The organism is Pseudomonas sp. YQ_5, from assembly GCF_043103305.1.
GTDB lineage: Bacteria > Pseudomonadota > Gammaproteobacteria > Pseudomonadales > Pseudomonadaceae > Aquipseudomonas > Aquipseudomonas putida_Y.
Genome location: NZ_JBICJS010000026.1, coordinates 49059 through 70021, shown reverse-complemented (window position 1 = coordinate 70021; position 20963 = coordinate 49059). Strand labels below are relative to the sequence as shown.

The following is a 20963-nucleotide window of genomic DNA, read 5'->3' as shown; positions in this document are numbered from 1 at the left end:
GGTTGCTCCTGCAGGGGCGTCTGTAACTACTGCACCAACACCCGGCAATAGAATTTCCACTCTTCTTCCAAGGCATGCGCCAGGTTCTCCGCCTTGCGGAACCCATGCCGCTCCTCCGCATAAAAATGCCCTTCAGCGTCGATCCCGTTGGCCTGCAACGCCGCCAACATGGAGCGTGTCTGCTCCGGCACCACCACCGCATCCAGCTCACCCTGGAAGAAAATCACCGGTACCTTGATTCGCTCTGCATGCAGCAGCGGCGTGCGCTGGCGATAGCGTTCAACGTCCCGCTGCGGGTCGCCGATCAGCCAGTCCAGGTAATCGCCTTCGAACTTGTGGGTGGCACGGGCCAGGGCTACCGGGTCACTGACCCCGTACAGGCTGGCGCCGGCGCGGAACACGTCTTGAAACGCCAAGGCGCACAGGGTGGTGTAGCCCCCGGCGCTGCCGCCGCGGATGAACGCCTTGCGTTTGTCGACCAAGCCCTGAGCCGCCAGGTATTCGACCACCGCGCAGGCATCGGCCACATCGCTTTCGCCCCAGCGCTGATGCAGTGCCTGGCGGTATTCCCGGCCATAGCCGGTGCTGCCCCGGTAGTTGAGGTCGGCCACGGCAAAGCCGCGCTGGGTCCAATACTGAATGCGCGGGTCGAGCACGGGATAGCAGGCTGAGGTTGGCCCGCCGTGGATGAATACCACCAGCGGTGCGGCGCCTTGCGACTGCGCTGGGGGGTAGAAGAAACCATGGGCCTGCTCGCCGTCACTGTTGTAGTGGATCGGCTGCGGCAGGCTGATATTCCCTGCCGGCAGCACTTCGGCACCGCCGGCCAGCACGCGTACTTCGTGGTTGTTGCGGTCAATGGCAATGACTGCCGGTGGGCTGATGGGCGACGCGGCAATGGCATACAGGTGTTCGCTGTCCATGGTCAGGCTGCGAAAGCGTGTGTAGGCACTGGCAAAACGCTCCATACGGCCATCTTCACCACGCAGCCCCAATTGCCCGAAGCCGTCTTCGAACCAACTGGCCAGGTAGCTTTGCGGGCTCAGTGGCAACCAGGTGCAGGTCCCCAATTGCCAAGGCGCAGCAGCATGGTCCGCTGATGCGGCAGGCAACGCTTGCCATTGGCCATCGACCTCACCCCAGGGTTGCCAGAAGCCCTTGCGGTCGGAAAGGCAGTAGAGCCGACCTTGGGCATCGAAGCGTGGTTGTTGCAACGATTCTTCTGCGGCGGCTACACATTGCGCCGGCCCCCAGTGGCCGCTGGCATCGCGCGCGCGGCACATCAGCCGGGTGACGGTCCAGGGCTGTGCCGGGCGGTCCCATTCGATCCACGCCAGGCGCTGGCCATCGGCGCTGACAGCAGGCGAGGCGTAGAAGTCGGCGCCCTCGGCGAGGACTTCGCGGCTGCTGTTACCCAGAGCGACCAGGCGATGCTCTACCTGTTCGGCATGGCGCTCTTCGACGGCCAGCACCTGGCCGTCGTGCCACTGCACATCGCCATAGCGGCAGCTGGCATCCTGGGTCAGTGCACGTGGTAACAGATCGTCCAGCGGCTGGGTGTAGACCTGCTGGTCCTTTTCGTTGACGAACACCAGCCCGTCGCCGCCCAGGCAGAAGCTGCCGCCACCATATTCGTAGACCCGACTGCGCACGCTGAAGCCGTCCGGGGTCAGGCAGCGAGCTTGGTAGTGCAACCAGTGCCAGATACGGCAAGCACCGTCGGCCGGGCGGAATTCGTTCCAGAACAGCCCGTCGGCACTGACCTTGAGTTCGGCAAAGTCGGTGCCGGCGGCAACTGCCTGGGCCGCGCTGAATTCAGCCGCGGGCGATGACACGGGAGTTTCGATCATTGCGGAAGGTCATCTGTTCGATCGCGAGCTGGGCGGTTTCAGCCTCCTCGCGGGCCTTGAGAATGATGCCGTGCTCGGTCGACTTGGCGCACACCGGGTCGGCGTTGCTGGCATCGCCGGTCAGCATGAAGGCCTGGCAGCGACAGCCGCCGAAGTCCTTTTCTTTTTCGTCGCAGGAGCGGCAAGGTTCGCGCATCCACTCATAGCCACGGAAGCGGTTGAAACCGAACGATTCATACCAGATATGGTGCAAGTCGTGGTCGCGTACATTCGGGAACTGCACGGGCAGCTGGCGGGCGCCGTGGCAGGGCAATGCGGTGCCGTCCGGGGTGATGGTGAGGAACAGGTTGCCCCAGCCGTTCATACAGGCCTTGGGACGCTCTTCGTAGTAGTCAGGGGTAACGAAAATAAGCTTGCACGGGTTGCCCTCGGCCTTGAGCTTGTCCCTGTATTCGTTGGTGATACGTTCGGCCCGCTCGAGCTGCGCGCGGGTTGGCAGCAGCCCCAGGCGGTTGAGGTGCGCCCAGCCATAGAACTGGCACGTGGCGAGTTCGACAAAGTCGGCCTCCAGGGCAATGCACAACTCGATGATGCGGTCGATCTTGTCGATGTTGTGCCGATGGGTGACGAAGTTGAGCACCATCGGGTAGCCATGGGCTTTCACCGCGCGGGCCATTTCCAGCTTCTGTGCAAAGGCCTTTTTCGAGCCAGCCAGCAGGTTGTTCACCTGCTCGTCGCTGGCCTGGAAGCTGATCTGGATATGGTCCAGGCCAGCCTTCTTGAATTCGGCGATGCGTGCCTCGGTCAGGCCAATGCCCGAGGTGATCAGGTTGGTGTAGTAACCCAGGCGGCGGGCCTCTGCTATCAGCTGGGCAAGGTCCTGGCGTACCAGTGGTTCACCGCCGGAAAAGCCGATTTGTGCGGCACCCATTTCCCGCGCTTCAGCCATGACCTTGAACCACTGTTCGGTGCTCAGCTCCTGGCCCTGGGCGGCGAAGTCCAGCGGGTTGGAGCAGTAAGGGCACTGCAGCGGGCAGCGGTAGGTGAGTTCGGCCAGCAGCCACAGCGGTAGGCCGACCTCGGGGGTAGGCGGCAACTCAGGCGAGGACGATCCAGTGTTCGGCACGGGCCACCTCCATGAACTGCTCGATGTCGTCCGCCACTTGCGGGACACCGGGGAATTGCTGTTCGAGTTCGCTGATAATTGCTGCCACGTCACGCTGGCCGTCGATCAGGCCACCGATCAGGCTCGCGCTGTCGTTGAGCTTGATCATGCCTTCGGGGTACAGCAACACATGGCCCTTTTGCGCCGGCTCGTACTGGAAACGATAGCCGGGGCGCCAGTTCGGTACCTGGTTACGGTCGAAACTCATAGGGTGATTCCCTTGTGCCACACCCGTTCCTGGGTGACGGAATGATAGGGTGGGCGGTTCAGTTCGTAGGCCATGCTCATGGCATCGAGCATGCTCCACAGGATATCCAGTTTGAACTGCAGTATCTCCAGCATACGCTCCTGGCCCGCACGGGTGGTGTAGTGCTGCAGGGTAATCGCCAGGCCGTGTTCCACATCGCGTCGAGCCTGGCCCAGGCGGGTACGGAAATACTCGTAGCCGGCGGGGTCGATCCACGGGTAGTGCTGTGGCCAGCTGTCCAGACGTGACTGGTGGATTTGCGGGGCGAACAGCTCGGTCAGCGAGCTGCTGGCGGCTTCCTGCCAGCTGGCGCGGCGGGCGAAGTTGACGTAGGCGTCCACGGCAAAGCGCACGCCAGGCAATACCAGTTCTTGCGAGCGCAATTGGTCCGGGTCCAGCCCGACAGCCTGGCCCAGGCGCAGCCAGGCTTCGATACCGCCATCCTCGCCGGGCGCACCATCGTGGTCGAGCAGGCGCTGGATCCACTCGCGGCGCACTTCGCGGTCCGGGCAGTTGGCCAGGATCGCAGCATCCTTCATCGGGATGTTGACCTGGTAGTAGAAGCGGTTGGCCACCCAGCCCTGGATCTGCTCGCGGGTGGCGCGACCTTGGTACATCGCCACGTGGTACGGGTGATGGATGTGATAATAGGCGCCCTTGGCGCGCAAGGCCTGCTCGAACTCGGCAGGGGACATTGGCAGTGCGTCGCTCATTCGGCTGGCTCCTGTAGAACGATTATCTGGCCTGGCACATCTCTCTCCCTTGTGGGAGCGGGCGTGCCCGCGAACACCGGCGAAGCCGGTGCCATAGACCGTGTTGGCATTTTCGCGGGCGTGCCCGCTCCCACAGGGTCTGGTCTCGCCTCACAGACTGTTTTACAACTCGATGCTCATGCCATCGAAGGCAACTTCGACGCCCCGGCGCAGGACTTCGGCGCGCTCGGGGGAGTTTTCATCGAGAATCGGGTTGGTGTTGTTGATGTGGATAAGCACTTTGCGCTGGCGCGGGAAACCGTCCAGCACTTCGAGCATGCCGCCCGGGCCGTTCTGCGCCAAGTGGCCCATCTCGCGGCCGGTGCGGGTGCCGACACCGCGGCGCTGCATTTCGTCGTCTTCCCACAGGGTGCCGTCGACCAGCAGGCAGTCGGCACCGTGCATCATCGCCAGCAGCTTTTCGTCTACCTGGCCCAGGCCCGGGGCGTAGAACAGCTTGCCGCCGGTGCGGGTGTCTTCGACCATCAAACCAAGGTTGTCGCCCGGGTGCGGGTCGAAGCGGTGTGGCGAATAAGGCGGCGCGGCGCTGCGCAGGGGGAAGGGGGTGAACTTGAGGTTGGGGCAGACGTCGATCACGAAGCTGCCTTCCAGCTCGATACGGTTCCACTGCAGGCCACCGTTCCAGTGGCTGAGCATGTTGAACAGCGGGAAACCGGTGGTCAGGTCCTGGTGGACCATGTCCGTGCACCACACCTGATGCGGGCAGCCTTCGCGCAGGCTGAGCAGGCCGGTGGTGTGGTCGATCTGGCTGTCCAGCAGGACGATGGCGTTGATGCCGGTGTCGCGCAGGGCCCGGGCCGGCTGCATCGGCGCAAAGGCCTGCAGTTGGGCGCGGATGTCGGGCGAGGCATTGCACAGTATCCAGTGCACACCGTCGTCGGACAGGGCGATGGATGACTGGGTGCGCGCCGTGGCTTGCAGGGTGCCATCACGGTAGCCCTTGCAGTTGACGCAGTTGCAGTTCCACTGCGGGAACCCGCCACCGGCGGCGGAGCCGAGAACCTGGATGTACATGGCCACTCTCTATGCAGAAACCGGATCGGAAAAAACGAAAACGCCCCGGCAGGCCGAGGCGTGAAACCCTAAACCTGGCTTAGCGGTTAGCGAAGTACATGGTAACTTCGAAGCCGATACGCAGGTCAGTGTATGCAGGTTTGGTCCACATGGAATTACTCCTTCCGAATGAGGGTTGGGTTGTTCAGCTACTACTTGGGTACCGCCATGCGCTGGCAGTTCCCTGAAACCGAGATTGCGCTATCTTACAAGAAAAATTTGAACCGGAAGGTTAATTATTCGAGAAGCGCCATTGCAGTTCGCGTAATAATCATCGTTTTTCACCCTGCCAGGAAGTGTCTGGCGCGGCAGCGTTGGCCAAACATAGCCAAGCGAAACCTGGGGCGAGCAGGTCGCTCAGCAGGTGGTCCAGATCCGTCTGCCGCGTAGTCAGGATAGACCTGCGCAGCACATCCAGCTTATCGGGTTGTGTGGCCAAGTGTGTCTGCCACGCCCATTCGGCGACATCGGCATTGGCCATGGCGGGCTCGTCGAATTGCCCAGCCAATGCCTGGCGAGCGGCCGGGTCAAGGGTGACGCCATGGCGCAGCAGGCCGAGCAGGTGGTTGAGCACCTGTGCCGGACCGGTGTGGGGAGACTGCACGCCGAACAGCAGCCCACCAACACCCTCGACCTGACGAAAGGCGCTGAACACCGCATAGCCGAGTTGCAATTCTACCCGCAGGCGTTGGTAAACCGGCCCTTGCAGCAACTGGGCTAACAGGCGGCCTGCGGCTTCTTTGGCCGCAGGCAACGGGTAGAACAGCAGCAGGGCATGTTCGCTGCCTGGCACTTGGGCATGCTGCCAGCGGTGGTTTGCCCATGTAGGCAGGGGGGCAGGCAGCGAGCCTTGCCCAGGGCACTGCTGCAGCGCAGTGCCCAAGGCATTTAGCGCGGTATCCTCGAAGCCGGTAGCCATGCCATGCCATTCGGTGTGCAGCCACAGGCTGTCGAGTTGCTGCTGGTTCAGCGTGTCGGCGGGCACCGCTGCGGGCAGGCTACCCCGTACCGCGTCTGGCAGTTGCTTGAGCAGGGCCCTGATGGGGATCAGGGCCGGGGGCTGCGCCGTGCAGGGCAGCCAGCAACTGGCAGGTGGCTTGAGCATCAATGCCAAGGCTTGTTCCACTGCCCGCAGCACTGCTGCTGGCAGGCCGGCGCAGCGCAACTGCCAGTATTCTCCGGCGCTGCTGTACTGCAGTTGCACGGAGGCGCGGTCACAGCGTTCCTGCAGTGGTGCCAGTGCCTGTTCCAGCACACGCTTTAGCTGCTGGCGCAAAGGCGAAGGTACATGCCAGCGCAGGTACAGCGCAGCGTATTGGCGCGCGGGCGGGAGCTGGTCACTGATCTTCAGCGCTGCCGGCAGCGGCTGCGCCTTGGCATGGGGCAGGTCAGCCATCAGCAATGGGTCGACTGGCAAGCGCTGCCAATTGCCATGGTCGCTACCTGGCAGGCTTTCCAGCAGGGCGCCAAGCGCCTGCAACCCCTGGGCATCCAGCTTGGCGAACGGCTGGCCTGTGCTGTCCCGGCGGGCCAGTTCGAGTGCGCTGGCACTTTGCGCACGGCTGCACTGCAGCAAGCCGAATTGGTGGTTCAACTGGTCGCGGTCGGCCTGGCGGATGAACCTGAACCAACCTTGCAGCAGGGCGCAGGTTTCGTCCGGGCAAGCGTCGGCACTGAGCTTGAGGTCAAGGTGCCACAGCAGCTGACCGGCAAACGCGTACAGCTTTTCGGCCGTGAAGCTTTGTAGCCAGCCACGCTCGCGAAGCGCGCCCAGCCAGGTACCTGGGCGGCTGTCCTCCAGGTAAGCGATCAGCAGTTCCAAGGCGTGCTCGGCCCCGCTGGGGAGGCCTTGGTGAGTGAAGGTCAGAGCGTTAGCCAGTGCGGGCAGTGGCGGCGGCAGCGCTCGCGGCACGCGCTCACCTGCGGCGAACAGTTCGGCGTGCTGCCGGGCAAGGCGTTCAAGTTCATCCAGCGGCTGTGGCCCGCAAAGGCTCAAGCAGATCTGGCCGCCTTGGTAGAAGCGCTGATGAAAGCCCGCAAGCGCTTGCTGGAAAGCTGCGTCGTGCAAGGCCAGGGTGTATCGATTGCCAGCATGAAAAGCGCCCAGTGGATGCTTGTCTGAGACTGACTGCAGCAGGGCGAACTGCTGTTGGGCCGATGGATTGCGCGACCAGGCGATGAATTCGGCGTGGATCACTTCGCGTTCACGGCGTTGGCGTTCGATACCCAGATCCGGTTCTGACAGCATTTGGCACAGGCGCTCGAGACCGCCGCCTAGCGCGTTGGGTGGCACCTCGAAGAAAAAGTCGGTGGCGCGTTCACGGGTGCTGGCGTTGACTTGGCCGCCCACGGCTTGCACGTAGCGCATCAGGCCGTCTTCCAGCGGGAAGCGCGGTGTACCGAGGAAGAACAGGTGTTCGAGGAAGTGCGCCAGACCGGGCCATCTGGCAGCTGCGTCGTGGCTGCCCGCATGCACCCGCAGTGCGGCGGCCGAGCGTTTGAGGCGCGGGGCGTGGCGCAGGGTCAAATGCAAGCCGTTGGCGAGGGTGAGTTGGCGAGTGGCGTCAGGCATGGGGGCTCCAGTGGCGGCTTTCCATGCTAACCGATTTGTTTGCAGGCCCGGCCTTTTCGCGGGTATGGCGCCGGTATGAAAGGCAGCGCAGCTCCTGTGGGAGCGGGCGTGCCCGCGAATGGGCCGCATAGCGGCCCCTGTCAGCCTTTACGCAGGTGCAGCTCCTGGCGCAAATCGGTCAGGTAGGGAAACGCCGTGCGTCCCAGCACCACCCGCTCATGTTCCAGCTCTGCCAACAACTGGCACTCATCCCGCCCGGCCATGGCCAGCAAGCTGCCATCCGGGCCGATGATGCTGCTCTGCCCGCAATACTGGATCTCGTCTTCCGCACCGCAGTAGTTGGCATACACCAGATAGCACTGGTTTTCCTGCGCCCGGGCTCTCACAGTCACCTGGCAGGTAAAGTCGTACGGCGTCATGTTCGCCGTCGGCACCAGGATCAGCTCGGCGCCATCCAGCGCCAGGCGCCGGGCGTTCTCCGGGAACTCGATGTCGTAGCAGATCAGCAGGCCAACCTTCCAGCCTTCCAGTTCCACCACCGGGAAATAGTCGGCGCCTGGGCTGAACATCGAACGGTCCAGTTCACCGAACAGGTGGGTCTTGCGGTAATTGCTCAGGCTGCGGCCATGCGCATCGATCAACTGCACGCTGTTGTAGATCGCCCCGTCATCGCCGCGCTCAGGGTAGCCATAGACAATGGCGATGCGGTGCGCCTGGGCGATCTCCACCACGGTCATGGCTGCCGGGCCATCGGCGGCCTCGGCCAGGCGCTCGACCTGGGCCAGGCCGATGTTGTAGCCGGTCAGGAACATCTCCGGGCAAACCAGCAACTGCGCGCCGCGTTCGGCTGCCAACTGCGCCTGGTGACGCAGCCGTTGCAGGCTGCCGGGCACATCCAGTGGCTTGGGTGCACCTTGGTACAGAGCGATGCGCATGGTGCCTCCTTGTCTCAATCCGCCAGGGCGATCGGGCCAATTTCGTTGAACACATCGCCTGGGCCGGGGTTGTCGGGGTGGGTGTGGCCCCCAAAGTGGTTCATGATACCCCACACCGCATTCAGCGACGTCTGCACCGCGCCTTCAACCCAGGCGGGGGTCCATGACACGTCGTCACCGGCAATGAAGATACCGCGCTGCTCCACCGGCATGTCCTGCTGCATGAAGTGCGCGTACATGCGCTGGTTGTAGCGGTAATGGCCCGGCAGCGCGCCTTTGAAGGCACCGAGGAAGTACGGGTCGGCCTCCCAGGAAACCGTGATCGGGTCGCCGATGATGTGGCCGGCGATATCGGTCTTCGGGTAGATCTTCTTCAGCGCATCCAAGGCCAGTTGCACGCGTTTCTCCACCGGGTGCGGCAGCATCTTCAGTGCGTCGCTCATCCACGAGTACGACAGGCAGATCACCCCGGGCTTGTCGTTGCCGTTGTCGAACAGGTAAGTGCCGCGGGTGAGGCGATCGGTGAGGGTCATGCTCAACAGGTCACGGCCGGTTTCCGGGTCCTTGTCCTTCCAGAACGGGCGGTCGACCATGACGAAGGTTTTCGACGACTGCATGTAGCGGGTACGGTCCAGGGCCATCCACATCTTTTGCGAGAACAGCGATTCCTCGCAGTCGATCTGGGTGGTCAGCAACCAGGTCTGGCAGGTGGCGAGTACTGCGCTGTAGTGGCGGGTATCGCCCCAGTTGTCGGTGACCGCCAGGCGGCCATCGGCGGCGCGGGCAATGCGCTTGACCCCGGTACGTGGTGCGCCGCCATGCAGCGTGCTCAGGCTGGTGCCCTCCGGCCAATGCACGCAGCGTTCCGGTACGTGGCGCCAGATGCCTTGTGGCACTTGTTCCACGCCCCCGACCACCAGGTGCTGATGGTCGTCGCAGTTGGTCATCACCACGCGGAAGATTTCCAGCATCGAGTTGGGGAAGTCCGAGTCCCAACCGCCGGTGCCGAAACCGACCTGACCGAACACTTCGCGGTGCTGGAAGCTCAGCTTGGCGAACGAGCGCGAGGTGGCGACGAAGTCGTAGAAGGTGCGGTCGTCCCACAGCGGCACCAGCTTGTTCCAGAGTTCCTTCAGGCGCGGTACATCACGGTCGCGGATGGCCTGTTGGATATCGGCGAACTGGGCGCCGCTCTCCAGCGCATCGGCCCAGGCGTCGGCTACCTCATGAAACAGTTGCGGCAGGTCGGTGGGTTTCTCGGCGTAGTAGGTCTGGCCTTCCAGGTCGATAACTGTGCTGCCCGAGGCCGGGGTCAGCGGGTTGGGGAAGGGCTTGGTTTCCAGGCCCAGCTTGTCGACGTAGTGGTAGAAGGCGGTGGACGACACCGGGAAGCGCATGCCACCCAGCTCGGCAACGATCCCGTCAGTGCCATTGAAGGTTTGCGAGCGCAGCCGGCCGCCTAGCTTGGACGCCTCGTACACCACCGGCTTGAGGCCCAGCTTCATTAGCTCGTAGGCCGCTACCAGGCCGGCGATACCGGCACCGACAATGGCCACCTCTTCCCCATGGCGCTCAGCTGGAATGCTGCCCAGGCCTGCCGGGTGTTCCAGCCAGTCGTCGAAAGCAAAAGGGAAGTCCGGGCCGAAGATCGTGATGGGCTTCTTGCCGTCGGCGGGGTGGCGGTTCTTCTTGTTCATGAAATGACCTTGCCAGAGAGGCTGCGCGAGGAGCGGAGCCTGAGTATAGGAGATGCCTGGAGGTCATTTTAGGGCGTGGGGTGTTCGTTATTAAGGTTTAGAGTGTTGTCTTAATGTAGTTTATTTCGTCGAAATTATAATGGTTATGTTGTTTATGACGAAGTGCTTGTCTTGGGCTTTGGGGGGGTTGTGAGATCGAGCGCCGCCCGCGCGGCGCATCGCGAGCTGCGCTCGCTCCTACGTTTGTTTCGGGCCAGGTACGCCTGTGACAGGCGCGCGCGACCGCCTTGTTTGTACGACGCGATATCGCGCCATGCACCGAGGGGATCGCGCGCAATTCCCTCAGGAATAATTGGCCCGAAACAAACGTAGGAGCGAGCGCAGCTCGCGATGCGCCGCGCGGGCGGCGCTCGATTTCTGCAACACCATAAAACCCAAGGCAAACACACCCGGCCATTGCGCAACGTTATGCCAGGCGGTGTAGCCTTGAGGGTATGGCGGTAGAGGTGCGTCGCCTGGGAGACCGAGCGCCGCCTGTATGGCGGTAGAGGTGCGTCGCCTGTGAGATCGAGCGCCGCCCGCGCGGCGCATCGCGAGCTGCGCTCGCTCCTACGTTTGTTTCGGGCCAGTTATTCCTGGGGGAATTGCGCGCGATCCCCTTGGCGCATGGCGCGATATCGCGTCGTACAAACAAGGCGGTCGCGCGCGGCTGTCACAGGCGTCACTGGCCCGAAACAAACGTAGGAGCGAGCGCAGCTCGCGATGCGCCGCGCGGGCGGCGCTCGATCTCACAGCCCCCCCAAAGCTCAAGACAAGCCCTTCGACGAGCAGGAGGCCTGATTGATCAGAGCGGCTGACCGCGGTCCACCTTGCTGCTGAGAATGATCGACGTGGTGGTCTTCTCCACCCCGTCGACACTGCCGATCTGGTCGAGTAATTGGTCCAGTTGTTCAGGCGAGTCCGTACGCAACCAGGCCACATAGTCGAACTCGCCGCTTACCGCACACAACTGCTGCACCTGGCCCATGGCACTCAGGCGCCGCACCACGTCCTTGCCGGAGCGTGGCTGCACCTTGATCCCCACGTACGCTTGCAGCCCACCGCCTATCACACCCTGGCCCAGGCGTACGCCATAGCCGGAGATAACCTTGTTCTTCTCCAGACGCTCCAGGCGCGAATTGACGGTGGTGCGGGCGATACCCAACTGGCGGGCGAGGGTGGCGACGCTTTCGCGGGCGTTGATTTGCAGCAGGGCGATCAGCTGGCGATCGATTTCATCCAGCGTGATGGAGCGGGAATCCGACATGGCGAGTCTCTACGGTTGGCCTGCTAGCCTAGCCAGCCTGTGCCAATCAGGGCAAGGCCAGGTAAAGTCGATCACCGTTGACGGCGTCGGCTTGGCGCTTTGGGTGAAAAGGGCCGTGCATGTCCGAAGGCTGCGTCTTCGGCACTAATTCGGCATGATGAAGCGGTAGTCCAACGGAAATCTCAGCGTGAACCTCGACCACCTGCTCGAATGCTGGCGACTGGAAGTCTCCAACAAGAAAAGACCCGGACGCCCTATCAGCCTGCTGTTCAACGTGCTGCGCCGCGCACGCAAGGACAACAAACTGCGTTTCCTTTTCGCCTATCGCTTGGCCCAGTACCTCGACGCCCGCGGCGGCCTGGCCCGGCGCCACGCCAGGCGCATGCAGCAGCGGCTCAACCTCAAGTATGGGGTGGACATCGACATCGGCGCCCAGATCGCCCCCGGCCTGCGCATCGCTCACCTGCCGGGGGTGGTGGTTACCCGGCATGTAAGCATCGGGCGCAACTTCTTCATCCGGCAGAACTGCTCGATCGGCATCAAGACCCTGGGGTTGCAGGAGTACGCCCTGCGCATTGGCGACAACGTCAGCATGGGCGCCAACAGTTGCATCGTTGCTGATCGCATCGACATTGGCGATGACGTGGTGATTGGCGCGATGTCGTTGGTTACGCGGGATATTCCGCCTGGCATGACCTTCTACAACCCACGGCAGGTCGAGATGCGTCCTGGAGGGGGTTAACCAACAGCGGTACATTTGTGGACGTTGGCAGAGGGGGTGGTGGAGCAGACTGGGAGGGTTCTTATGGGGTTGCCCATGGTTGATGGCCATCGCCCGATGGACTGGATCGTGCAGTGGTGCGGCCTTCTTCGTTTATCCCCAGGCGCCGCGCCAGTGATGAGCGCGCCGAACGAATACGCAAAAGGCTTGAGGCAGTTGGCTCTGTAACCAGCTTCTTGGCGTCCGTTGTCACGGGGCAGGCCCAGGTTCATTCATAGGCTTGCTCATCTGTGAGCCGATTAGCGAGCATATTCGGCTCATTTTGTGAGCTGATAATGGCGGCTATTCGGCTCGTTGTCTGATCTTCAAGCTAGGGTGTTTGGCTTGAAGTATCGATAGGGCACCTTTCCGCGATTATCGGCGTGCTGGGTGATCGGCTTCTTGGTGGGGCTGATTTCGCTGAGATACCGTTTCAGCGCCACTTCCAAGGTCATGCGCTCGGCGCCGCTGCGCTGGATGTACACGCCCCTGACCATTTATTTCTCGCGGGCATGAAAAAGCCGCGCAGTGCGCGGCTTCTAAGCTGGTGGGCCCACACGGACTCGAACCGTGGACCAAAGGATTATGAGTCCTCTGCTCTAACCAACTGAGCTATAGGCCCTCAGTAAGTGGGCGGATTATAACGAGGGTTTCGCACCTGTGCCATCTGAAAGATCCGATAGTGCTATGCGAAGAAACGCGGCCGCGAATTCCTCTGGCGGTAGAGGGAGGCTGACGATGTAGCCCTGGATCTGCTCGCAGCCCTCGGCCGCCAGAAAACGCTGCTGGGCCTGGTTCTCCACGCCTTCGGCAATGATGGTCAACTGCATGCTGCGGCCCAGGGCAATGATCGCCCGGGCGATGGCGGCGTCGTGTGGGTCGTCGGGCAGGCCGCGGATGAAGGACTTGTCGATCTTGAGGATGTCCAGCGGCAGGCGCTTCAGGTAGCTCAGCGACGAATAGCCGGTGCCAAAATCGTCGATGGCTAGCTGTACGCCGAGTTTCTTCAACTGGTACAGCACGGCCAGGGCCTCTTCTGCCTGGCTCATGATGAAGTTCTCGGTGATTTCCAGCTGCAGGTCACCGGCCCTCAGCTGGTAGTGCTTGAGCAGTTGTTCGATGCGCCGTGCCAGGTGTGGGTGGCGCAGCTGGGCGCCGGCAAGGTTGATCGACAGCGGGCCGAAGGGTTCATAGTGCTGCTTCCAGGCCTGCATCTGCCGGCAGGCTTGCTCCAGTACCCAGTCGCCGAGCTGCAGGATGGTGCCGTTCTCTTCCGCCAGGTGGATGAAGTGTTCCGGCGGTACCTCACCAAAGGTCGGGTGGCTCCAGCGGATCAGCGCTTCGGCACCCACCAGGCTCTGGGTCTTCAGGCTGAGCTTGGGCTGGAAGCACAGGCTCATTTCGTTGCGTTCGACGGCCCGGCGCAGCTCATGCTCCAGGGCGATGCGCTCGCTGGCCTGGGCGGTGAGGTCGCGGGTGTAGGCTTCGACGCGGTTGCGGCCTTTGGCTTTGGAGCGGTACATGGCAGCGTCGGCGTTGCGGATCAGTGTGGAGACGTCAGTGCCATCCTGTGGGTAAAGACTGATGCCGATGCTGGCGCTGGTGAAAAACTCGTGCTCGCCGGCCTGGAACGGTGCGTTGAAGCAGGCCAGTAGCTTGTTGGCGATAGTGCTGGCGTCACTGGGCTTGTGCAGGCCGGGCAGCAGAATGATGAATTCGTCGCCACCCAGGCGGGCTACGGTGTCAACGTCGCGTACCTGTTCTTTCAGGCGCTGGGCGATGCCCTTGAGCAGCAGGTCGCCGACCGGGTGGCCAAGGCTGTCGTTGATATGCTTGAAGCGGTCGAGGTCCAGGAACAGCACTGCGCCCTGGCGGTTGGACACTTGCGCGCAGGTGAGCACACCCTGTAGCCGGTTTTCGAACAGGGTGCGATTGGGCAGGCCGGTCAGCGGGTCGTGGTGGGCCTGATAGTCGAGTTTGGCCTGGGCGTGCTTGATGCTGGAGATGTCTGCAAAAACCGCCACGAAGTGAGTGACCTCGCGGTCGCTGTTGCGCACGGCGCTGATGGTCAGCCAGCTTGGGTAAAGCTCGCCGTTCTTGCGCTTGTTGTAGATTTCGCCCTGCCAGTGGCCCTCGTCGGTAAGCTGGTGCCACATGGCCAGATAGAAAGCGCTGTCGTGCTGGCCCGAGGCGAGCAGGCGCGGAGTCTGGCCGAGGGCCTCGATCTCGCTGTAGCCGGTGATCTCGCTGAAGGCGCGGTTGACGGCACTGATGCGCTGGTCAATGTCGGTGATCAGCACGCCTTCGGCGGTGTTCTCGAACACGGTGGCGGCCAGCTGCAGTTTTTCTTGCATCAGGTGACGCTCGGTGATGTCGCGGGCGATGGTCAGCATGCAGTCGACGCCGGTAATCGGCAGGGGGCGGGCGGACAGCTCGCAAAGGCGGATCTGCCCGTCGCTGCGACGGATATGGCAGGTGAAGTCGCGCACGAAGCCGTCGCGGTTGAGCTGGTCAACCAGGTGTTTGCGCTCGTTGAGGTCGACCCAGATACCCAGGTCTAGCGAGGTCTGGTCGATGGTTGGGTTGAGGGCGTAGCCGGTGAGGCGACAGAAGCCCTCGTTCACCTCCAGCAGCAACCCGTCGCTCTGGCGCGATAGCAGCAGGCCGTCGGGCGAGGCGTGGAAGGCCTTTGCGAACTTTTCTTCTGAAGTTTGCAGCTGCTGCTGGGTCTCCTTCAGCTGGCTGATGTCGCGTACTGCCACAACTAGCGCGGGTGTGCCGTCCAGTTCGAAGGTTTCGGCCGACGTCAGGCCGGTGAATAGTTGGCCGTTGCTGCGGCGGAAGCTCATTTCCAGGTTGCGGATACCACCTTGGTGCAACCTTTCAAGCAGGAGCGGGCCACTGCCTTCTACGCCCCAAAGGCCAAGGTCGGTGGCGGTGCGGCCAATGACCTGGTCTGGCGGCAGGCCGATCTGCTCTTCGAAAGCCTCGTTCACCTCCAGCAGGCAGCCATCGCTGTGGCGCGCGATCAGCAAGATATCGGGACACTGCTGGAATACCGAGGCGAACTTCTGTTCGGACAGGCGCAGGGCGTCCTCAGTGCGCTTGGTTTCGCTGATGTCGATCATCAGCCCGCGCATCACGGGCTGGTGGCCGTGTTCGATCATGCTGACGATGTTGCGTACCCAGAGGGGCTGGCCATCAGCCCGGATCACTCGGTAGTCCAGGCTGTGGTCGCGCCCCGCTGCGGTCTCGCTGTCGCAGTAGGCCTGTGCCCAGAGCGCGTCCTCCGGATGCAGGATGCTGCGCCAGAAACCGGGCCTGAGCCAGTCACTCAATGGGTAGCCGAGCAGGTCTTCGGCATGGGGTGAAACGTAGCTGTAGGTGAAGTCGTTGGCATCGGCTTCCCAGGCGATGGCTGACAGGCTCTCGACCAGGCCGCGATAGTGGTATTCGCTGCTGCGCAGCTCTTGCTCCAGGGCGATGCGCCGGGAAATTTCCGAGCTGAGTCGGCGGTTGATGCGAATGACCACTGCCAGCACAGCCATCAGCAACAGCACCGCTGGCAGGCCATACACCAGCAGGTCGGACCAGAACATCCGCTGGTCGACTACATTGCCCACCCAGTGCTGCTGGATCTGGCTGATTTCGCTGCTGCTCATGTCGGCCATCACTTTATCGAGAATGCCGACCAGCACGCTCTTGTCGCGGGGGACGGCCATGGCCAGCTGATAACGGTAGGGCGTTTCGCCGCTGACGTAGAGGCCTTCGAGCTTGAGTTGGCGCAGGCTCCAGATACTGGAAGCGAGGTCGCCGACCACGGCATCCACCTGGTCGGTGGCCAGTGCTTGCAGCGTGGAGCTGACGTTTGGCAGGGCAACCAGGTTGAGGTCCGGGTGGTGGGTACGCAGCAACTCGTGCGGGGCGTAGTTTTCTACTACGGCGATTTTCAAGCCGTACAGGTCAGCCAGCTTTCGCGGTTGTGCGCCGCCTTTGTGCGCGAGGATGACAATGGGGAAGTCGAGGTACGGGCGAGTGAAGGCCAAGAAGCCCTGGCGTTCCGGGGTGGACATGATGCCGGGCAGCAGGTCGATACGGCTTTCCCGCGCCTGCGCCAGCACCTCGGTCCAACTGCTGGGCTCGACCGGTTTGAACGTCACACCCAGGCGCTGCTGGATCATGGCAATGTAGTCGGCGGCCAATCCCTGGTAACGGCCCTCCTGGTCGCGAAACTCGAACGGTGGCCAAGAGGCGTCTACGCCCAGGTTGAGCTGCGGGTGGGCAGCCAGCCAGGTTTTCTCCTCGTCTGTCAGGGTCAGGGCGCCGGCCGTTGTGTTCCACAGAATCAGGATCAGCAACAGAATGGCCGGCTTCAAGGACATGGCAGCCTCGCACTCAGGTGGTCTGAAGTCGAGTGTAGACGGGCATTGCTGCAGGCGTGCAACGGAAGGGGGGCTTTATGTGGCGGGCCACTAAAGAAAAACCCCGGCCTGGGCCGGGGTTTTGTCATCACTCGTCGAGGAAGGAGCGCAGGTGCTCGCTGCGGGTCGGGTGGCGCAGTTTGCGCAACGCCTTCGCTTCGATCTGACGGATCCGCTCACGCGTTACGTCAAACTGCTTGCCCACCTCTTCGAGGGTGTGGTCGGTGTTCATGTCGATACCGAAACGCATGCGCAGCACCTTGGCTTCGCGTGCAGTCAGGCCCGAGAGCACGTCACGGGTGGCTTCCTTGAGGCTTTCGACCGTGGCCACGTCGATCGGGGACTGCATGGTCGAGTCCTCGATGAAGTCGCCCAGGTGCGAATCTTCGTCGTCACCGATCGGGGTTTCCATGGAGATCGGCTCTTTGGCGATCTTCAGTACCTTGCGGATCTTGTCCTCAGGCATTTCCATGCGCTCGCCCAGCTCTTCCGGCGTCGGTTCACGACCCATTTCCTGGAGCATCTGGCGGGAAATACGGTTGAGCTTGTTGATCGTCTCGATCATATGCACCGGAATGCGGATGGTGCGTGCCTGGTCGGCGATCGAACGGGTGATCGCCTGACGGATCCACCAGGTGGCATAGGTCGAGAACTTGTAGCCGCGACGGTATTCGAACTTGTCCACCGCTTTCATCAAGCCGATGTTGCCTTCCTGGATCAGATCGAGGAACTGCAGGCCACGGTTGGTGTACTTCTTGGCGATGGAAATCACCAGACGCAGGTTCGCCTCGACCATTTCTTTCTTGGCGCGGCGGGCCTTGGCTTCACCGATCGACATGCGACGGTTGATTTCCTTGATCTCGGCAACGGTCAGGCCGGTTTCGGTCTCAAGGTCGATCAGCTTCTGCTGGCAAGCGACGATGGCAGCGTTCTTTTCACCCAGGGCGGCAGCCCACTTGGTGTTGCGCTTGGCCAGGTCACCGCTCCAGGTCTGGTCGGTTTCGTTGCTTGGGAACATGCGCAGGAAGTCGGCTCGCGGCATGCGGGCGTCACGTACGCACAACTGCATGATGGCGCGTTCTTGCTGTCGCAGACGGCTCAGGGCGTCACGTACACGCTCGACCAGTACCTCGAACTGCTTCGGTACCAGCTTGATCGGCATGAACAGGTCGGCCAGGGCCTGCAGGGCCTCGATGCTTTCCTTGTGGCTACGACCATTTTTCTTCAGGACCTTGGAGGTTACCTGAAGCTGATCGGATACCGCACCGAAGCGCTGGGCCGCGACTACCGGGTCCGGGCCGCTCTCGGCCTCTTCCTCGTCGTCACCGCTTTCGGATTCTTCTTCGTCGTCGTCGGACTCTTCCTTCGCCGCAGCGGCCTTGGCGCCCGGGATCGGCACTTCTTCGGTTGGCGCGGCAATGTTGTCGTCAGGGTCGATGTAACCGCTGAGAACGTCCGACAGGCGGCCACCCTCGGTGGTGACGCGGTCATATTCGCCGAGAATGTAGTCGACAGTGCCCGGGAAGTGGGCGATGGCGCCCATGACTTCACGAATGCCTTCCTCGATACGCTTGGCGATTTCGATCTCGCCTTCGCGGGTCAGCAGCTCGACAGTACCCATTTCGCGCATATACATGCGCACCGGGTCGGTCGTGCGGCCGATATCGGTTTCAACTGCCGCCAACGCAGCAGCGGCTTCTTCGGCCGCAGCTTCATCGGTGTCGGCTTCCGCCAACAGAAGGGCATCCGCATCCGGAGCACTCTCGAATACGTTGATCCCCATGTCGTTGATCATGCGGATGATGTCTTCCACCTGTTCCGGATCTGAAATATCCTCAGGCAGGTGGTCGTTGACCTCCGCGTAAGTCAGGTAGCCCTGCTCACGACCGCGGGTGATCAACTCTTTGATACGAGACTGCTGTTGCGCTTTTCCGGACATAACACCCTATCCACTGAAGGTCTTGGCGGGCAAAAAACAAGCCGAGGATTATACCCGAGCATGGGCCTCACGCGCCAGATGAGGTCGGCGTTTGTGCGGGAACATTTCGGCTCAGCAGGGCGAGGAGCTGGTTTTTTTCCTCGCTGGTCAATTCGCTTTGACGTGATTTCCTGAGCAGTTGTTCCAGGCTGCGCTCGCGTTGGCGGGCGGACAAGCTAGTTATAGTGTCGAAAAACTGTTGTTCAAGGTTGTCGGCTACGATAAGCCATTCCTTTTCCGCCAGGGCCCGCAGCAGGCGGCCTTGTTCGGTGCCGTGCCAACGTGCGATCAACTGCATTGAGCTTAGCCCAGGATTTTTCTGCGCGGCTTCGATCAACGCCACCAGCAGTTGGCTGTACAGGTGCTCTTCGTCGGCGAAGTGGCTGGCATCTTCCACCTTGCCGGCCAGCAGCGGGTGGTGCAGCAAGGTGCGCAGGGCGGCCAGGGTCGGTGGCTCGACCGGTGCTGGCACGCGCGGAGGTGCTTCGTCGCGTTGTTGCCAGGGCTTGCCGCCCTTGCGGTTCTTGTCCCAGGGTTTGTCGCTCCACGGCTTCTTGCTGCCACCCTTGCTGGGTTTCCACGCCTGCTCCTGATGAACGGGGGCAAAATCGTGCTGCGGCATGTCGCCGTAGTCGGGGGTGTAGCTGGCCATGGCGTCGTAGTCGTAGCCAGGGTCATAGTCCGGCATGCTGCTGGCCGCCGGGGCTTGTTGCGCCAGCTGCTCGACCTGCTGCGGGTCGAGGCCGGTGATTTCCTTCAGGCGGTTGCGCATCAGCTGACGCAGGTTGGCGCCGGGGATCTTTTCGATCAACGGTGCGGCCAAGGTCGCCATATGCGCCTTGCCTTCCAGCGAGCGCGGGTCGGCCTCGACGCCAAGTTGCTCGAAGAAGTAGTCGGCCAGCGGTTGGGCGTGCTGGTTGATACGGGCCATGAAAGCGTCGGTACCTTCGGCGCGCACCAGGCTGTCCGGGTCTTCGCCTTCGGGCAGGAACAGGAAGCGCGCGCGGCGGCCGTCCTGCAGGTTCGACAATGTCGATTCCAGTGCGCGCCAGGCCGCCTTGCGCCCGGCCTGGTCGCCGTCAAAACAGAACAGCACGCTGGGCACCACGCGGAACAGGCGCTTGAGGTGCTCTTCGCTGGTGGCGGTGCCAAGGGTAGCCACGGCATTGCGTAGACCTTGCTGGGCCAGGGCAATGACGTCCATGTAGCCCTCGACGACGATGATCTCGTCAAGGTTGCGGTTGTGCTTGCGCGCCTCGTACAGCCCGTACAGCTCCTGTCCCTTGTGGAACACCGGGGTTTCCGGGGAGTTCAGGTACTTGGGCTTGTCGTCGCCGAGCACCCGGCCACCGAAGGCGATGATGCGCCCGCGGCTGTCACGTATCGGGAACATCACCCGGTCGCGGAAGCGGTCGTAGCGCTTGCCGCTCTCGGCGTTCTCGATCAGCAGGCCGGCATCAATCATCACCTTCTGCTGCAGGGTGTCGGCACCCAGGTGCTTGAGCAGGTTGTCCCAGCCGGGCGGGGCAAAGCCCAGGCCGAAGTCGCGGGCAATTTCCCCGGACAGGCCGCGGCCCTTGAGGTAGTCCACCGCTGCCTTGCGTGACGGGTGGCTGCGCAGGGCCTGGCGGTAAAACTCCGAGGCGGCGTCCAGTAGCGGGTACAGTGGCGAGTCAGTGGGCTGGCGCGGCTTCTGGTCGCGGCGGCCTTGCTCGCGGGGGACTTCCATGCCAGCGGCGCGCGCCAGTTCCTCGACGGCCTGGGGGAAGTCCAGGTTGTCGTGGTCCATGACAAAGCCCAAGGCGTTGCCACCGGCGCCACAGCCGAAGCAGTAGTAGAACTGCTTGTCGGGGCTGACCGTGAAGGACGGGGTTTTTTCTTTGTGGAACGGGCAGCAGGCCGAGTAGTTCTTGCCGGTTTTTTTCAGCTGGACGCGCGAACTTACCACGTCGACGATGTCGAGGCGGTTGATCAGGTCGTCAATGAAACTCTGGGGAATCAGCCCGGCCATGGCAGTCTCGTTATCTGGCAACTGGCAAGTCTAATCGCTCACGCGCCGAAGGGGGCGAGTGCTGCTTGGGGAAGTGCGAGGGAATGTGTGCTCGTCGCCAGCCCCTAAGGGCTCGTCAGTCGGACGTGCACGTCTGGTCATACAGCAAGGAGGACCAGCTCTGACGTTTCAGGCAGGTTGCCCATGTGCAGTCCG

General features: G+C 62.5%; 14 protein-coding genes, 1 tRNA gene and 1 pseudogene. 1 reads left to right on the top strand and 15 read right to left on the bottom strand.

The window, feature by feature from the left end:
* Positions 1–26: 26 nt before the first annotated feature.
* The 10 genes from ACF8EA_RS04400 to ACF8EA_RS04355 all read right to left on the bottom strand — a co-directional run bounded on the left by ACF8EA_RS04400 (position 27) and on the right by ACF8EA_RS04355 (position 11598).
* The gene (locus ACF8EA_RS04400; RefSeq protein ID WP_392521170.1) at positions 27–1850 is read right to left on the bottom strand and encodes a prolyl oligopeptidase family serine peptidase; all 1824 of its coding nucleotides are present in this window, start codon (positions 1848–1850) and stop codon (positions 27–29) included.
* Positions 1816–2976 carry a pyrroloquinoline quinone biosynthesis protein PqqE gene (gene pqqE, locus ACF8EA_RS04395; RefSeq protein ID WP_021782694.1) on the bottom strand — a complete coding sequence of 387 codons (1161 nt, stop codon included), beginning with the start codon at positions 2974–2976 and terminating at the stop codon, positions 1816–1818. Before pqqE ends, ACF8EA_RS04400 begins: the two co-directional genes overlap by 35 nt.
* Positions 2948–3223 (bottom strand): pyrroloquinoline quinone biosynthesis peptide chaperone PqqD, encoded by a 276-nt coding sequence (gene pqqD / locus ACF8EA_RS04390; protein ID WP_021782695.1) that lies wholly within the window; start codon positions 3221–3223, stop codon positions 2948–2950. Before pqqD ends, pqqE begins: the two co-directional genes overlap by 29 nt.
* A complete protein-coding gene (pqqC, locus tag ACF8EA_RS04385) occupies positions 3220–3975 on the bottom strand; it encodes a pyrroloquinoline-quinone synthase PqqC (RefSeq protein WP_003255592.1) in 756 nt (251 codons plus the stop codon). Before pqqC ends, pqqD begins: the two co-directional genes overlap by 4 nt.
* 162 nt (positions 3976–4137) lie before the next feature.
* The gene (pqqB, locus tag ACF8EA_RS04380; protein WP_392521169.1) at positions 4138–5049 is read right to left on the bottom strand and encodes a pyrroloquinoline quinone biosynthesis protein PqqB; all 912 of its coding nucleotides are present in this window, start codon (positions 5047–5049) and stop codon (positions 4138–4140) included.
* Between the two features lie 79 nt (positions 5050–5128).
* A complete protein-coding gene (gene pqqA / locus ACF8EA_RS04375) occupies positions 5129–5200 on the bottom strand; it encodes a pyrroloquinoline quinone precursor peptide PqqA (RefSeq protein WP_003243383.1) in 72 nt (23 codons plus the stop codon).
* Between the two features lie 159 nt (positions 5201–5359).
* Positions 5360–7660, bottom strand: a complete 2301-nt coding sequence (gene pqqF / locus ACF8EA_RS04370; RefSeq protein ID WP_392521168.1) for a pyrroloquinoline quinone biosynthesis protein PqqF — start codon at positions 7658–7660, stop codon at positions 5360–5362.
* A 140-nt stretch (positions 7661–7800) separates the two neighbouring features.
* On the bottom strand, positions 7801–8595 hold the full coding sequence (locus ACF8EA_RS04365; protein ID WP_103443376.1) for a carbon-nitrogen hydrolase family protein: 795 nt from the start codon (positions 8593–8595) through the stop codon (positions 7801–7803).
* 14 nt (positions 8596–8609) lie between these two features.
* Complete coding sequence (locus tag ACF8EA_RS04360; protein WP_392521167.1) at positions 8610–10292, bottom strand: flavin monoamine oxidase family protein; 1683 nt, start codon at positions 10290–10292, stop codon at positions 8610–8612.
* A gap of 844 nt (positions 10293–11136) precedes the next feature.
* Positions 11137–11598, bottom strand: a complete 462-nt coding sequence (locus ACF8EA_RS04355; RefSeq protein ID WP_021782700.1) for an Lrp/AsnC family transcriptional regulator — start codon at positions 11596–11598, stop codon at positions 11137–11139.
* 187 nt (positions 11599–11785) lie between these two features.
* Between ACF8EA_RS04355 and ACF8EA_RS04350 the strand changes: the two genes are divergently transcribed.
* Positions 11786–12340 (top strand): serine acetyltransferase, encoded by a 555-nt coding sequence (locus ACF8EA_RS04350; protein WP_021782701.1) that lies wholly within the window; start codon positions 11786–11788, stop codon positions 12338–12340.
* A 395-nt stretch (positions 12341–12735) separates the two neighbouring features.
* Here ACF8EA_RS04350 and ACF8EA_RS04345 read toward each other — a convergent pair.
* The 5 genes and pseudogenes from ACF8EA_RS04345 to dnaG all read right to left on the bottom strand — a co-directional run.
* Positions 12736–12855: pseudogene (locus ACF8EA_RS04345) on the bottom strand (site-specific integrase); the annotation flags it as partial.
* Between the two features lie 48 nt (positions 12856–12903).
* A tRNA-Ile gene (locus tag ACF8EA_RS04340) sits at positions 12904–12980 on the bottom strand.
* A gap of 16 nt (positions 12981–12996) precedes the next feature.
* Complete coding sequence (locus tag ACF8EA_RS04335; RefSeq protein WP_021782702.1) at positions 12997–16740, bottom strand: bifunctional diguanylate cyclase/phosphodiesterase; 3744 nt, start codon at positions 16738–16740, stop codon at positions 12997–12999.
* Positions 16741–16867: 127 nt separating this feature from the next.
* On the bottom strand, positions 16868–18718 hold the full coding sequence (gene rpoD / locus ACF8EA_RS04330) for an RNA polymerase sigma factor RpoD (protein ID WP_021782703.1): 1851 nt from the start codon (positions 18716–18718) through the stop codon (positions 16868–16870).
* A gap of 67 nt (positions 18719–18785) precedes the next feature.
* Positions 18786–20768, bottom strand: a complete 1983-nt coding sequence (gene dnaG / locus ACF8EA_RS04325) for a DNA primase (RefSeq protein WP_021782704.1) — start codon at positions 20766–20768, stop codon at positions 18786–18788.
* Between the last annotated feature and the right edge of the window lie 195 nt (positions 20769–20963).

Excerpts from the sequence above, each read along its gene's own strand:
- dnaG (WP_021782704.1), bottom strand. The coding sequence starts at position 20,768 with ATGGCCGGGCTGATTCCCCAGAGTTTCATTGACGACCTGATCAACCGC.
- pqqD (WP_021782695.1), bottom strand. The coding sequence starts at position 3,223 with ATGAGTTTCGACCGTAACCAGGTACCGAACTGGCGCCCCGGCTATCGT.
- pqqC (WP_003255592.1), bottom strand. The coding sequence starts at position 3,975 with ATGAGCGACGCACTGCCAATGTCCCCTGCCGAGTTCGAGCAGGCCTTG.
- rpoD (WP_021782703.1), bottom strand. The coding sequence starts at position 18,718 with ATGTCCGGAAAAGCGCAACAGCAGTCTCGTATCAAAGAGTTGATCACC.
- ACF8EA_RS04360 (WP_392521167.1), bottom strand. The coding sequence starts at position 10,292 with ATGAACAAGAAGAACCGCCACCCCGCCGACGGCAAGAAGCCCATCACG.
- ACF8EA_RS04400 (WP_392521170.1), bottom strand. The coding sequence starts at position 1,850 with ATGATCGAAACTCCCGTGTCATCGCCCGCGGCTGAATTCAGCGCGGCC.
- ACF8EA_RS04355 (WP_021782700.1), bottom strand. The coding sequence starts at position 11,598 with ATGTCGGATTCCCGCTCCATCACGCTGGATGAAATCGATCGCCAGCTG.
- pqqB (WP_392521169.1), bottom strand. The coding sequence starts at position 5,049 with ATGTACATCCAGGTTCTCGGCTCCGCCGCCGGTGGCGGGTTCCCGCAG.
- ACF8EA_RS04365 (WP_103443376.1), bottom strand. The coding sequence starts at position 8,595 with ATGCGCATCGCTCTGTACCAAGGTGCACCCAAGCCACTGGATGTGCCC.
- pqqF (WP_392521168.1), bottom strand. The coding sequence starts at position 7,660 with ATGCCTGACGCCACTCGCCAACTCACCCTCGCCAACGGCTTGCATTTG.
- ACF8EA_RS04335 (WP_021782702.1), bottom strand. The coding sequence starts at position 16,740 with ATGTCCTTGAAGCCGGCCATTCTGTTGCTGATCCTGATTCTGTGGAAC.